The following is a 14,699-nucleotide window of genomic DNA, read 5'->3' as shown; positions in this document are numbered from 1 at the left end:
AGGCTTCGCATTTGAGTCGTTGTTCCATGAGTTGCACAATCCCTCATAATACGTTTTCGAAGCGGGAATGTCAGCGAAAGAAAGCATGCGCGGAGAAATGGAAGACAGTGGATTCCGGGCCATCGAGTTCGACGGGCACCGCCTGCGGCTGATCGATCAGCGGCTGCTGCCGGCAACCGAGTACTGGCTGGAGATCCCGGATGCCGAAGCGGCGGCTCGCGCCATTCGAGATCTGGTCGTGCGCGGTGCGCCGGCTATCGGCATCACGGCAGCCTATGCCGCCGTTCTCGCCGCCCGCGAGTGTCGCGGCGATTCTGGCGCCTGGAACGATGCGCTCGATCGGTTGGAGCGAGCGCGCCCGACCGCGGTCAACCTGAGTTGGGCGATCGCGAGGATGAGGCGCTGCGCCGAAGGTCCGGGGGGCGTCGATCCCGACGCCTTGCTCGAAGAAGCGCGGCGCATCCATGCCGAGGACATCGAAGCCAACCGCGCCATGGCCCAGGCCGGAGCCGGCATGCTGGGCGATTCCGTCGGCGTCCTCACGCACTGCAATACCGGTTCTCTCGCCACCGGCGGCATCGGAACCGCCCTCGGGGTCATCGCGGAAGGCTGGCGCCGAGGCCGGATCTCCCGCGTATATGCCGACGAGACCCGGCCCTGGCTGCAGGGATCGCGCTTGACGGCCTGGGAGCTGGCTCGGCTGGAAATTCCGTTTCGCGTGATCGTCGAGGGCGCGGCCGCCTCGCTCATGGCGGCCGGGGCCGTCGACTGGGTGATCACCGGTGCTGACCGCATCACGGCCAACGGGGACGTTGCCAACAAGATCGGTACCTGCATGCTTGCCGTACTGGCTCGGCACTTCGGCGTACGCATGATGGTCGTGGCGCCCTCTTCGACGGTGGACCCGAATCTTCCGAGTGGCGCCTCGATCGACATCGAGGAACGAGATCCCGCCGAAATCTGGCGGGCGGCGGGTATCGAGAAGGTGCCGGCCGGCTTCGATTCCTACAACCCCGTATTCGACGTGACGCCGGGCCACCTCGTCGACTGCATCGTCACCGAGCAGGGTGTCCATTCTCCGCCGTACCGCTTCACTGTCCCCGGTGCCGCCTGAAATCCCTGGAAACAGCCGTCTGTGGTAATATTTCGGGTTTGTTGCGTCTTTCCGGGTCGCCACTTTGGGGGCTTGGAGAGTCCGCCCTGAAAATCTTTATTTTCAGAAACTTATCAGAATAACTTAAAGCAGATACGGGGTTACCGTAGATGGCGGAAATGGCACGCGAAGTGCTCCAGGTGAACCTGGAAGACGAAATGCGCCAGTCCTACCTCGATTACGCCATGAGCGTGATCGTGGGCCGGGCGCTTCCGGACGTTCGAGACGGCCTCAAGCCGGTGCACCGGCGCGTGCTCTACGCGATGCACGAGCTGGGCAACGACTTCAACAAGCCCTACAAGAAATCGGCCCGCGTGGTCGGTGACGTCATCGGTAAGTACCACCCCCACGGCGACTCGGCCGTCTACGACACCATCGTGCGCCTGGCCCAGCCGTTCTCCATGCGCTACATGATGGTCGACGGCCAGGGCAACTTCGGCTCGATCGACGGCGATTCGGCCGCGGCCATGCGTTACACCGAGGTGCGCATGGCCAAGATCGCGCACCAGATGCTGGCCGACATCGACAAGGAAACGGTCAACTTCATCCCCAACTACGACGAGTCGGAGCACGAGCCGACCGTCCTTCCGGCGCGCGTTCCCAACCTGCTGGTCAACGGCGCTTCGGGCATCGCCGTGGGCATGGCCACCAACATTCCGCCGCACAATCTCGGCGAGGTCATCAGCGCGCTTCTGGCCATGATCCGCAAGCCGGATATCGAGATCGACGAGATCATGGAGCACCTGCCGGGGCCGGACTTCCCGACGGCGGCGATCATCAACGGGGCGGCGGGCATCGACGAGGCCTACCGCACCGGGCGCGGCCGGATCTACATGCGCGCGCGTACCGAGATCGAGACCGACGAGGACACGGGGCGGACGCGTATCGTCGTCAACGAACTCCCCTACATGGTCAACAAGGCGCGTCTGCTCGAGAAGATCGCCGAGCTGGTCAAGGCCAAGCGGCTCGAGGGCATCTCCGAGCTTCGCGACGAGTCCGACAAGGACGGTATGCGCATGGTCATCGAGCTCAAGCGCGGCGAAGTGGCCGAGGTGGTGCTCAACAACCTGTTCCAGTTGACTCAGCTGCAGACGGTGTTCGGCATCAACATGGTGGCGCTGGTCGACGGACAGCCGAAACTGCTCGACATCCGGCAGATTCTGGCCGCCTTCCTGGCGCACCGCCGCGAAGTCGTCACCCGCCGCAGCCTCTACGAGCTCAGGAAGTCGCGCGAACGCGCCCACATCCTGGAAGGCCTGACCGTCGCGATCGCCAACCTCGACGAAGTGATCGCGTTGATCAAGAGTTCCAAGACCCCGGCCGATGCCCGCGAAGCCCTGCAGGGCAAGCGCTGGGATGCCGGGTTGGTCGAGTCCCTGCTGGGCCAGGCGGGAGCGGAGTTGTCGCGCCCCGAAGACCTGCTGCCCGAGTACGGGCTGGGCGAGGGCGGCTATCAGCTGTCGCCGCAGCAGGCCCAGGCGATTCTCGACCTGCGGCTGCAGAAGCTCACCGGCCTGGAGCAGGACAAGCTCTCCGAAGAGTACGAAAGCATCCTCGATACCATCCGCGAGTTGATGCGGATCCTGTCCGAGCCCGACGCTCTGATGGGGGTCATCCACGACGAGTTGGTGGCACTTCGCGATCAGTTCGACGATGCGCGCCGCTCCGAGATCGTGCGCGATCATCTCGACCTGACCATGGAGGACCTGATCACGCCGGAAGATGTCGTGGTCACGCTCTCGCACGCCGGTTACGCGAAGTACCAGCCGCTCGATCGCTACCGGGCCCAGAAGCGCGGCGGGCGAGGACGTTCGGCGGCCAAGACCAAGGACGAAGATTTCGTCGAGCGATTCTGGGTGACCAATACCCACGACACGCTGCTGGTCTTCACCAGCGCCGGCAAGGTCTACAAGACCAAGGTCTATGAACTGCCGCAGGCCGGGCACAACAGTCGCGGCCGCCCGATGGTCAACCTGCTGCCGCTCGACGAGGGCGAGCGCATCAACGCCGTTCTGCCCACGCGGGAATTCCCCGACGACTGGTTCGTGTTCTTCGCCACCCGGGCCGGTCGCGTGAAGAAGACGCCCCTGTCGGACTTCGCCAACATCCGCTCCAACGGCATCTGGGCGGTGTTGCTCGAGGAAGGCGACGAGCTGGTCGACGTGGCGTTTACCGACGGCAGCTGCGACATCCTGCTGTTTTCCTCGGCCGGCAAGGCCGTGCGTTTCCACGAATCGGATGCACGCGCGATGGGCCGGCAGACCCGGGGTGTGCTGGGCATTCGCCTCAAGGATGACCAGGAGGTCGTTTCCATGCTGGTTGCCGACGAAGGCGACGTGCTGCTGGGTACGGCCAATGGCTACGGCAAACGTACCCCCCTGGAAGAGTTCCCGGTGCACAAGCGCGGTGGGCAGGGCGTGATCGGCATCCAGACCGAGGGTCGCAACGGCCCGCTGGTGGCCGCGCTCGCGGTATCCGATGACGACGACGTCATGCTGACTTCCAACGCCGGTACGTTGGTGCGCACATCGGCCGAGGAGATCTCGCAGATGAGCCGCAACACCCAGGGCGTCACGCTGATTCGTCTCGGCAAGGACGAGCAGCTCATCGGAATGGCCCGGGTGGCCGCTTCCGACGAGGAAGAGGAAGCGGCGGGCGAAGACGAAGGCGAATAGTTCCTTTGCAGCGCCCTGGCTGCCGGCCGGCTGCCTTCAGCCGGCGGGCTCTTCGAAGCGATCGTCGAAAATCTGCGGTTCACCGCTGATGACTTGAAGCGTCACGGGCACCTCGATCAACCCGGCCGCGGGATCGTCGGTGCTCACGCACAGCAGTGCGTCGTGCTGGCCCGGGCTCAAGTCGGAGGCATCCATCGAGATTGCGAGTGGCGCGTTGGCTCCCGGAGCAAGCGTGCCGGCGGTCTGGTTCACGCCGAGCCAGGCGACGCCGGCTGGATCGATGCAGGACGGAGGCACCTGTTTGTGCAGCGTGACCGTCACGCTGGACCAGTCCATGCCACCCGTCCAGGTATCCTCGAATCCGAAGGACCATTGCCCTTCATCGGCGACCCCCTGATCGCCGAATACGTCCGGTCCGATGTGGCTGCTCTGGTACGTGCCGCCGCTGCCGGAGCCGCCGCCCTGGAAATCCCAGTCGGGATTGGTCGTTTCGTATCCGCCGACCACATAGGATTCGCCATCGGGCGCGGTCACCGTCATGGCCATGTCCGAAGCCCAGCTGCCGCTGCCCAGGTTCGATACCGTGCCTTCGAAGCTGAAGCCCACGACCTGGCCCCTGGTCTGAATGCCGCCGACCCTGTTTTCACTGCTGCTTCCGCCTCCGGGAAGCGAGAAATCCTGCAGGTCGAGTGGTTCGTCCAGCTCCGGGTCGTGGCCATCCCTGGAGAAGCTGGCCGGCAGATCGGTCGCCACGGACCAGGTCACGGCCTCGCTGCCTATGTTGTCGATGGTCAGGGTTCGTTGAGCCGTGCTGCCGACCGGTAGCGTTGCGCTGATCGCGTCGGGGGATACCGCGGCGCGTTGTTCGTCGACCCAGACGGCTTCGGGCACGCCTAGGTTTCCCTGGCTGTCGCGGGCCTGGAAAAAGAGCAGTCGCGGAAGTTCGATGGACTGGCCGATGTGCACCCGGGCGCCGAACGCCGAAACGGCATCCGCACTTTCGGGGCTTATCGTGAAGCTCGATGCGGCCTGGGCTGGCGGCAGGTCGAAGCTGGCCCGGATGTCCACGATATCCTGGATCGGATTGTCGACGGGTGCTTCGTCGACACCGTTCCGATCAAAGCGCGTGTCGTCGGCGATGCCACTCAGCTGCAGGGTCTGCGCCTGGGCATTCCACACGGCTGCGGCATCGACCACATCGGGCCCGGAAGGGGCCTGGTAGGGCCTTGCGGCTGCCTTGGCTGCGTAAACCAGGCTGTCCATAAGATCCTGCAGCATCTGCTGTTCGAAGGAACTGCAGCTTTGGTGAAACTGGCTGCCGATCTCGAATGTGTAGGCGGCAACCCCGAACTCGCCGTAGGCGTAGTCGGGTGTGGTGCCGCCGGCGGAATAGAGGATGTCGCGACCCACCTCGTAGCCGGTGTGGAAGCCGAACTTGCGTCCGAGCCAGGCCATCTGGTTGTGGTTGGGGGCGTGGTTGGAGGCGCCTCCACCCGAGCCTTCCCAGGCGAACATCACCATGTCGCCGTAGGAGTGCAGCGAAATGAACAGACCCTGCGCGTCTTCCGGCACCGGGTCATTGCCGCTTCCGTTCGGCCACTGCGGATCGAAAACCTGGTGCATGTAGTTCTGGATGGCCTGCGTTTCAGGTTCGGACGACGGGCTGGTGCCACGATAGGTCTCATTACAAGCGGAGCCACTGGAATGGGTTCCCCAGAAGTAGTCGCTGTTGCGGTTGAGGTCCACGCCGGTCGTTCCTCCACGACAGGCGTTTAGGTTCGAGTTCTTGCGCCACATGCCGGGACCGTTTTCTGCCTCGCGTCGACCGTCGGGATTCTGCTGGGCGACGATGTGTATCTCGCGGTGATCGAGGAGCCAGCGCGCCGTGGGGTCGCTGTCGTAATTGTCGACAAGCCACTCCCCGAAGCGCGCGGCCGTTTCCGCTGTGGCCAGTTCCCTGGCGTGCTGGGCGGCCATCAGCACGAAAGGCGGCTGCTCATAAGGGCTGTCCTGGTTACCGAGTACCAGCACGTAGATGTCGTCGCCGCCGGGCTCGCCGTTGGCCTTGAGCCAGGTCTCGCCGATCGATTGCCAACGGGCGAGATCCGGGCGTTCGATGGCGAGCGCCGAGAGCTCGGATTTGGTTTCATCCACCGTTCGGTAGCACGGATAGCCCGGAATGCCGTTCAGTCCTGCGCGGCGCCACGCCTCGGCGTCGATGGATTGCGCATACTCGAGTGAGCGCATTCGTTTTTCGTCGAGCCGGACCTTGTATCCAAGCGACTCGATCGACGCGCGCTGCTGTGCATCGACGTACATGATGACCTCGCCGGTTTTCGAGTCCACGCTCCAGAAGTCGCCCATGGCGTGCAGTTCTTCGTAGCTCTCGCGAGGGACATCGGCAATGCGAACGACTTCATCCGCGAAGGAAGGCATGCTGGTGCCCGCCAGAATGGCGATTGCGGCGACCTTGAGCAGATTTTGCAACACCGGGCCATCGTGTCCGCCGGATCCGGGACCTGTCGCCGGTGAGCGGCACACTGTCGGTAGAACAGCGCGCGAGTATTCGCCGGGACGTCCTCTCATCTCAGTTCGAGCCTGCATTCTGGAAACGGTCCGTGAACATGATGGTCTGGAAGCCGCGAGGCTCGCTCCACACGCCGCCCCCGCAGAGGTTGTTGCCCTGGACGCGCCAGAAGTAGGCGGTGCTCGTGTCCAGGCTGACGGACGGCGTGTAGCTGGTGCCGTTGATGATGCCGTCGGATACGACGCTGTTGAAGCCCGGGTCTGTCGCGATCTGTACCCGGTATCGCGACACGCCGGGCAAGCCCTCCCAGGTGAACTCCGGAGTCAGGCTGCGTGCCTCGCGGCCTTCCTCGGGCGTTAGCGGCGTCGGCGCCGTGTCCAGATAGGCGTCGATGTCCAGGTACAAGTCCACGCCCTGTTGGCTCTCTCCGTCGTCGCCGCCGAGTGTGGCGATGTAGAAGCCGTCCGGCGTGGCTGAACCGACCTCCAGGGTCCAGGTGGCCGAGCCGGGTACGGTGACGCTTTCCGGACTGAAGTTCGCCGTCGTGCCTGACGGCAGGCCGCTCGTAGTGAGTGCCACCTGCCCGTTGTAGGGTCCGACGGGATCGATATCGAGAACGGCCTGATACTGATTGGAGCCGCTTTCCGGAGCGCAGATCTGCAGTGTTTCCGGGGATGCCGTCGAGAGCGCGAAGGTGGCGTCGGTCTGCACGCAGTTGTAACAGGCCAGGGCGAAGTCCTGGCTGGGATCGTCCGGATTGAAGGGGTCGAGCGCGTCGCCGAGAAGTTCGGCGGCGGAAACGGTGATCGAGAAGGAATCCGGCGTCTGGGCGGGCGAAAGGAAAACGCCTTCCAGGTTGTTCATGGCATCGGCCGCGCCGCCCGGTTCAGTCCAGCCGTCCGTGCCGATGACGTTGCCGAAAAAGGTCTGTCCGTCTGAGTTGACTGAAAGATCCAGGTTGTTGACCCAAGCTTCGCTGTTCCCGCCCAGACCCGCTCCGGGCGCATCGGTCCAGGCAAGCATGATGCGCACCGGCTGGTTCGGATCGGCGGCTTCGAAAACGGCCGTCCACTCCTGCCCGGTGGCGTCGAAAACGTGCGACTGGTCGTGCAGGAAGACCTCGGCGACCGGGTTCATGACGGCGTCCAGATCCAGGCGGCCGTAGCCCTGGAATCGGTCGGGACGATGGCCCATGGTGCCGCCGTCGGCATTGGGGTTGCCTTCGAGATCCCGGGCTGCGGCCGTGAAGACGGCCTTGATGAGCGCCGGCGACGGGTTGAAGCCGTTTTCATCGATGTACTTCTCGGCCCAGACCGACACGGCACCCGAGACGATCGGTGAGGCCATCGACGTGCCGCAGAAAGTGGACGAGTGGGACGTGTTGCTGCTGTTCGTCGTGCTGTCGGTGCTGCAGCCGGGCGCGACGATGTGCGGAACCCGGCGTCCGTCGCAGGCCGGGCCGTGCGCAGAATTGGTGGAAACGCGAAAGATGTTCGCCACCTGGTCTCCGCCGTTGGTCTGAAGGGCCGTGGAGCCGACCGCAAAGAGATTTTTGGCCTCGTCGGGGGCGCCCAGGGAGCTCGGCGCACAGCTGCCGCCGCTGTCGCCGTTGCCGTTCATGATCGACCAGACGGCCAGTATGGGCTGGTCGCCGGCCGTGTCCGGGTCGGCGTCGCGGCTGATGTAGTCGATCTGCATGGTCGGAATGTCGTACCCCTGCGGTGAGCCGGACGGGCCCCAGGAGTTGTTGGTGAGCAGCGCGCCACTCCTTGCCGAATCCTGGTAGATCTTGAGCATGCCGTCGGCCACCATTCCGTCCGAGGAGGAGTCGGTGAAGGGACCGTAGACCTGGCTGACGATGCTGGCGCCCGGCGCCACGCCCTGGCCGCGAAGGAAGCCGTTGAGCCGGGTGCCCGTCGCGCCCGTGCCCGCGATCGCACCGGCAACATGGGTGCCGTGGGCGTTGCTGCCGGAACCGCCGCAACTGCCGTTGGTTCCGTCGCAGGGCGCCATGCGGTCGGCGAGGTCGACATGTGTGGAGAGTACGCGGCCGTCGACCACGCCGACGGTAATGCCGCTGCCGTCATAGCCGGTGTCGTTCAGCCAGGTGGCATAGCCGGGCAGCACATCGCCGGCCCCGTCGATCGCGCCGACGATGGACTGCTGGCTCATCTCACCGCGTGGGCCGGTTTCGGGACGGATGTACTGGATGGTGTAGATGCCGGGCAGCGCCGCGATCTTCCGATAGTCTCGCCGATCGACCTCGAGATGAAGAACCTGCAGGTGCTCGTTCAATTTTGTGAATCGCTCGACCCGTCCGAACTCCGCGAGCTGTTCGGACAACCGGACCCGGTCGGCGTGAGCGCTGGCCAGTGCCATGGTTGGAACGACGCCGGCCTCATCGAAGCGCTGGTTCGGGGGTACTTTCCAGTCGACCTGCATCAAGCCGGTCCAGCGTACCGAGGGCAGGGTGCCGGCTGTCGTCATGCGTCCGGATTCGGCCCAGACGATGTAGCTGAACGGATGAAGTGGCTGCACGACCTGAATGCCTTGGCGCCGGATTTGCTGAAGCCACTCGTTGCGAACCGGGCCCTGGAACTGAAGCAGGTAGAAGTCGCCTGCCGGGTCGGCGGATCGCGCATTCAATGGAGCGGGCGCCTCCAGGGGATCGAATCGGTGGCCGCCGAGCGTCAGCTCGAAGGGACTGTCCTCGATCGTCACCGACAGGCCGCCGGCCCGTAGCCGTTCGATCTGTTCGCGAGTCAGACGGCCCCACTGGAAGCTGCCGTAGTCAGTCAGGCGTTCGCCCAGCACCCCGGACTGCAGGGTTGGCAAGTTCGAGCCGTGATGAACGCGCACCCACTGGCCGGAATCATCGGCGGCGAATGCGGAGCCGCTCGCCAGGCAGGCCAGCAGGAAAAAGGGAATCCGGAGTCGTCTTGAGAGCTGCGTTGCGGTCGGGGGCATGTCGAGAAGTCGTCCCTGAGCTGGTTGTCAATGTGGTGCATTGCCCGCCACCGGCTTTATTCGGACCCGGAGCCCCCGATTCCACTCTCCGTCCCGTGTTCCGGGCGCGATGACGATTGGCACACGAAACGGAGGAGCATACCGGAAGGGCAGCACAATTTCAGCCGGCGTCGGTGCCGGGCTTTACCGGGCCATGACTTTTGCCACGGTTCGGCTTGACCTGTCCTGTAGTAGTATCGCGATCGTTCGATCATCCGGAGATGACACTTGAATCAGATTCGCAACCCCATTCTTTCGAAGTGCCTGATCGGCATTTCGCTGCTGCTTCTTGCCGGCGCATCGCTGGCCGACACCCGACTCCTGCGCTTCCCGGACGTTCATGGCGAGCGCGTCGTGTTCAGCTACGGCGGCGATCTCTGGTCGGCGCCGATCGACGGCGGTGCCGCCTGGCGCCTGACTGCCCACCCCGGCCTGGAACTGTTTCCGAAGTTCTCTCCCGACGGGCGCTGGATCGCCTTCACAGGCCAGTACGCGGGTGATGAGCAGGTCTATGTGATGGCCTCATCCGGCGGCCAGCCCGAGCAGCTGACCTGGTACCCGGCGGTCGGCCCCCTGCCGGCGCGCTGGGGCTACGACAACCAGGTCTACGGCTGGACGCCCGACGGCGATTCGGTGGTCTTTCGCTCGCAGCGCGATGCCTGGGGCTCGTCCACGGCACGCCTATATACCGTACCCCGTCGCGGCGGCCTGCCCGAGGCGCTGCCGATGCCGGTTTCCGGCGCAGGCACGTTCACCGACGACGGCGAGCAGGTCTTCTATTCGCCGCTGTTCCGCGACTTCCGCACCTGGAAGCGCTACGAGGGCGGCTGGGCCCAGGATCTCTGGCTGTTCGACCTCGATGCCGGCGAAGCCCGCCAGATCACCGAACACGAGCGGACCGACCGCGATCCGATGTGGATCGACGGGCAGGGCTACTTCGTGTCCGATCGCGACGGCACCCTCAACCTCTACCGCGTCGATCCCGACAGCGGGGCAGTCGAGCAACTCACCCGCCACGACGAGTTCGACGTGCGCTGGGCCAGCGCCGACGCCACGGGTCGGATCGTCTATGAACTGGGCGGTCGGCTGCGCGTTTTCGACACTCGCGACGGCAGCGACAACGGTCTCGAGATCACCGTGCCCGACGACGGCATCAACCGTCGCGAACGCGTGGTCGACGTCTCCGGCCAGATCCACTCGGCCCGGTTGAGTCCCACGGGGCAGCGCGTCTTGTTCGAAGCCCGCGGCAACCTCTTCAACGTCCCGGTGGGCGAGGGCATCGCCCGCAACCTGACCGACCGCTCCAGCGCCCACGATCGCGAAGCGGACTGGTCGCCCGACGGCGAGCACATTGTTTTCGTGTCCGATGTCGAGGGGGAGGAAGAACTCTACCTGGTCCCTTCCGACGGCAGCCAGGCGCCCCGCGCCCTGACTTCCGGCAATGAAACGCGCTTCTACGATCCGCGCTTCTCGCCCGACGGCGAACATATCGCCGTTTCGGACAAGGACGGCGTCATCTACGTGCTGCCCGCCGACGGCGACGGCGACCTGGAGCGCGTGGCCCGCGACGACGGATGGCGCAACCGCGACTACGCCTGGTCGCCCGACGGCAAGTGGCTGGCCTTCAGCCTGACCGAGGAGACCGGCCTGCGCGCGCTGCACGTCTATTCCGTGGCCGACGGCGAGACCCGGCGCCTGAGCGAGGGGCTGTTCTCCGAGTACGGGCCGGCATTCTCGCCCGACGGCGACTACCTGTACTTCCTGGCCGACCGTGAATTCGCGCCTCAGATTTCCGGCCGCGAGTGGAACTACGCCACCAATCGCACCACGGGGATTTTCGCGTTCATCCTGGACGAGGCGGCGGCCAACCCGTTCTCGCCCGAAGACGCCGAGGAGCCGGGCGTCGACGCCGACGGCGAAAACGGCAACGGCAAGGGCGACGGCAACGGCAACGGCAACGGCAAGGACGACGACAAGGGCAAGGAAACGAGCATCGATTTCGACGGGCTGTCCGCGCGCGTGATCCGCGTGCCGGTGGAAGCCGGGAACTACTCATCGCTGAGCGTGGCCGAGAACGGTATCCTCTTCGGCGAGTACGACGCCTTCTACTACGGCCGTGCCCCGGCCGTCGGTCCGCGCCTGAAGCTCTTCAAGTTCGAGGACGAGAAGGTCGTCGATTTCGCCACCGATGTCGCCATGGCCGACCCGAGCCTGGACGGCAAGCAGGTTCTCGTTCGCAGCGGCAACAGCTGGAAGGTCTATCCGATCGCCAAGGAAGGGGGTGAAAGCGAGGATGTGAATACTTCGGGCATGCAGGCCCGGATCGATCCAATGGCGGAGTGGGCGACGATCTTCGACGAGGTCTGGCGTCGTTTCCGCGACTACTTCTACGTGGCCAACATGCACGGCTACGACTGGGAGGCCCTGCGCGATCGCTATCGTCCGCTGCTCGAGCACGTCGCTCACCGCAGCGACCTGAACTACGTCATGGGCGAGATGATCGCCGAGCTCAACATTTCGCACGCCTATGTCTCCGGCGGCGACGAAGGCCTGCCCGAACGGCCTTCGGTGGCCCTGCTGGGCGCGCGGTTCGAGACGGACAACGGGCGCTATCGCGTCGCGCGGATCCTGGAAGGCCAGAACGATGAACCGCGCTACCGCTCGCCGCTGACCGAGGCGGGCGTGGACGTGTCCGAAGGCGACTACATCCTGGCGATCAACGGGCGGCCGCTGTCGGCCGAAGACAACATCTTCCGCAGGCTGACGGTGCCGTCCGGCCAGGCGCTGGCCCTGACCGTTTCGTCGCGGGCGTCCGGCGGCGAGACGCGTGAAGTGCTGGTCGAGCCGGTCAGCGGCGAGAGCAACCTGTTCTACCTGGCCTGGGTACTCGACAACCATCGCCGGGTGACCGAGGCGACCGACGGTCGCGTAGGCTACCTGCACGTGCCCGACATGGGGCCGGACGGAATCCGCGAGTTCATCAAGTGGTTCTACGGCCAGATCCGCAAGGATGGTCTGGTGATCGACGTGCGTTCCAACGGCGGCGGCAACGTTTCGCAGATGCTCATCGAGCGCCTGTCGCGCAAGCCGCTTTCGCTTGGCTATTCGCGCACCATGGAGAACGTCTCGACCTATCCCAGCGAGGCCTTCAACGGCCACATGGCTGCGATCCTCGACGAGAACTCCGCTTCCGACGGCGACATCTTCCCCTGGCAGTTCCGAAATGCCGGGTTGGGGCCGCTCATCGGCAAGAAGTCCTGGGGCGGCGTCACCGGCATAACAAGCCACGGCCCGGTGATCGACGGCGGCTCGGTCAACGTGCCCGAGTTCGGCTTCCTCAACACCGAAGGCGAATGGGTCATCGAGGGAGAGGGCGTCGAGCCGGACATCGAGGTGGAGAACGACCCGGCCAGCGTGATCGCCGGCGAGGATCCCCAGCTCGAGCGCGCCATCGAGGAAGTGATGAAGCAGATCGAGGCCGATCCGCCGACCTTCCCCGAGCGTCCCCAACCGCCGGTGAAGATCGACTGAATCCCGGCTTTCGCGGGTCGGCCCACCTGGCCGGCCCGCATTGACGCCCGGCATCGCCACTCTGTCCATTCGAACGGCATAGGGCATTTGCCATAGTCCGCCGATGCATGCTCTCCAACTAACGTCCGGTTAATGATTTCGGGCGGACAATGGCGGCATGAATGATCTCGCCTATTCGAACATGAGCCTTACCGGCCGCGAGGCGCAACTCTCCAGGAACGCGCTGCCTTGGCTGGATACCGCGGCCGTCTGGATCCTCTGGCTGATTCCTGTCGTGCTGTCGATCTTCGTCCGGCCGGTCTTCCCAGTGGACGAAACGCGTTACCTGTCGGTCGCATGGAACATGTGGCAGGAGGGGCAGTTCCTCGTGCCCATGCTCAACGACGCGTTCTACACACACAAGCCGCCGCTGCTGTTCTGGCTCATTCACGCGGGCTGGTCGGTCTTCGGCGTCAACGACTGGTGGCCCCGGTTAATCCAGCCCATTGCGGTGATCGGCTCTCTGCTGCTCATTCGCGGTATCGCCGCCCGCCTGTGGCCCGAGCGGCTCAGTCTTCGCAGCCTGGCGCCCGCGATCTTCGCCGCGGGCTGGTTCGCGACCCTCTACGCTCCGGCCGTCATGTTCGACTACCTGGTCGTGTTCTCGGCGCTGCTGGCGATCTATGGTCTCGCCGGCCGGCCGGTCCGTTGGCCGCTGGTGGCGCTGGGTCTGGCGCTCGGTCTTCTTTCCAAGGGGCCGGTGATCCTGGTCTACACCTTGCCCGCGATGCTGACCGCGCCCTGGTGGACGAGCAAGCCGGAAGGCGGATGGAGTTCATGGTACCTGCGCGTGACGGCGGTCCTCGCCCTGGCGGCCGTCCCCATTCTGGCCTGGTTGCTGATGGCCTGGTCGACCGCCGGAGACGCTTTCCTGTCGGAGATACTGTGGCGGCAGACGGCCGATCGCATCAGCGGCGACATGGGGCACGGCCGCCCAATCTGGTGGTACCTGCCCCTGCTGCCGCTATTGGGATTGCCCTGGATCTTCTGGCCGCCGCTGTGGCGGGCCGTCCGGGGCATCCGCATCGATCGGGGGGTGAAGCTGTCCTTCGGCAGCGCTTTGTTCGGTTTCATCATTCTCAGCCTGGTCGGGGGAAAGCAGGCGCACTACCTGCTGCCCCTGCTCGCGCTGGCGAGTCCCGGACTCGCCGGGATTCTCGATACAGGTGTGCGAATCAGTCGGCCGGACGGTCTGCCCCTGGCGCTGGTCCTCACCGTCTTCGGCGTGGCGATGATGATTGCCGGGCTCGGTGTCGGACCCTCTAGCTGGCCGGAGTGGGTCGCGACGATCTCTCCCGGATGGGGCGCATTGCTGCTGATGGTGGCGGTGGCGATAGCCTGGCGCAAGCCGAAGTCTGTGGCCGAGGCGGGTTTGTTCCATCTGGCGGCCACGAGCCTGCTGGCCCTCGCGGTAATCTGCGGCCCGGTGGCCGCGGCGCGGAAGAGTCATGACCTCGGCGAGATCGCTTCGATGGTGAACAGCTACCAGTCGCGCGGGATGCCTGTGGCATGGCTGGGCCATTACCAGGGCCAGTTCAATTACACGGGCCGCTTGCACCAGCCGGTCGTGGAGCTCGGCTTCGAGGAGGCGCGCACCTGGTTGGCGGACCACCCGGATGCCATTCTTGCCACCCGCACCAAGCACCTCGCGGGGGCGATGCCCGAGCCGGTCTTCATCCAGCCTTATCGGTCCGGATCGCTGGCGCTGTACCGTGCGTCCGATCTGGTATCCGACCGGACTTCCTTCGAACCGTAAGTTTGTCGGCTG

The 14,699-nt window shown here is 65.0% G+C and carries 6 protein-coding genes; 4 read left to right on the top strand and 2 right to left on the bottom strand.

Features of this window, described 5'->3' with window-relative positions; translation table 11 throughout:
• The first annotated feature begins 67 nt into the window (after nucleotides 1–67).
• Both mtnA and gyrA read left to right on the top strand, forming a co-directional pair.
• On the top strand, nucleotides 68–1,114 hold the full coding sequence (gene mtnA / locus DZC52_RS02820) for an S-methyl-5-thioribose-1-phosphate isomerase (protein WP_245960746.1): 1,047 nt from the start codon (nucleotides 68–70) through the stop codon (nucleotides 1,112–1,114).
• 149 nt (nucleotides 1,115–1,263) lie between these two features.
• On the top strand, nucleotides 1,264–3,828 hold the full coding sequence (gene gyrA, locus DZC52_RS02815; protein WP_116649599.1) for a DNA gyrase subunit A: 2,565 nt from the start codon (nucleotides 1,264–1,266) through the stop codon (nucleotides 3,826–3,828).
• Between the two features lie 36 nt (nucleotides 3,829–3,864).
• Here the strand turns inward: gyrA and DZC52_RS02810 are convergent, their stop codons facing one another.
• Both DZC52_RS02810 and DZC52_RS02805 read right to left on the bottom strand, forming a co-directional pair.
• Nucleotides 3,865–6,318: a M14 family zinc carboxypeptidase gene (locus DZC52_RS02810; RefSeq protein WP_181918738.1), complete on the bottom strand. Its 2,454-nt coding sequence runs from the start codon at nucleotides 6,316–6,318 to the stop codon at nucleotides 3,865–3,867.
• A 97-nt stretch (nucleotides 6,319–6,415) separates the two neighbouring features.
• Nucleotides 6,416–9,322 carry a S8 family serine peptidase gene (locus DZC52_RS02805; RefSeq protein ID WP_116649597.1) on the bottom strand — a complete coding sequence of 969 codons (2,907 nt, stop codon included), beginning with the start codon at nucleotides 9,320–9,322 and terminating at the stop codon, nucleotides 6,416–6,418.
• Between the two features lie 267 nt (nucleotides 9,323–9,589).
• On the opposite strand from DZC52_RS02805, the gene DZC52_RS02800 reads away from it, so the two are divergent.
• Nucleotides 9,590–12,892 (top strand): S41 family peptidase, encoded by a 3,303-nt coding sequence (locus DZC52_RS02800; protein ID WP_116649596.1) that lies wholly within the window; start codon nucleotides 9,590–9,592, stop codon nucleotides 12,890–12,892.
• A gap of 157 nt (nucleotides 12,893–13,049) precedes the next feature.
• Nucleotides 13,050–14,687 carry an ArnT family glycosyltransferase gene (locus tag DZC52_RS02795; protein WP_116649595.1) on the top strand — a complete coding sequence of 546 codons (1,638 nt, stop codon included), beginning with the start codon at nucleotides 13,050–13,052 and terminating at the stop codon, nucleotides 14,685–14,687.
• Nucleotides 14,688–14,699: the final 12 nt, after the last annotated feature.

Origin of the sequence: Wenzhouxiangella sediminis, from assembly GCF_003410055.1 — a bacterium.
In the GTDB taxonomy this organism is placed as follows: Bacteria; Pseudomonadota; Gammaproteobacteria; order Xanthomonadales; family Wenzhouxiangellaceae; genus Wenzhouxiangella; species Wenzhouxiangella sediminis.
This window is presented reverse-complemented; position numbering and strand designations above follow the sequence as displayed.

Coding starts and splice junctions, on each gene's coding strand:
- mtnA (WP_245960746.1), top strand. CDS start 68: ATGTCAGCGAAAGAAAGCATGCGCGGAGAAATGGAAGACAGTGGATTC.
- gyrA (WP_116649599.1), top strand. CDS start 1,264: ATGGCGGAAATGGCACGCGAAGTGCTCCAGGTGAACCTGGAAGACGAA.
- DZC52_RS02805 (WP_116649597.1), bottom strand. CDS start 9,322: ATGCCCCCGACCGCAACGCAGCTCTCAAGACGACTCCGGATTCCCTTT.
- DZC52_RS02795 (WP_116649595.1), top strand. CDS start 13,050: ATGAATGATCTCGCCTATTCGAACATGAGCCTTACCGGCCGCGAGGCG.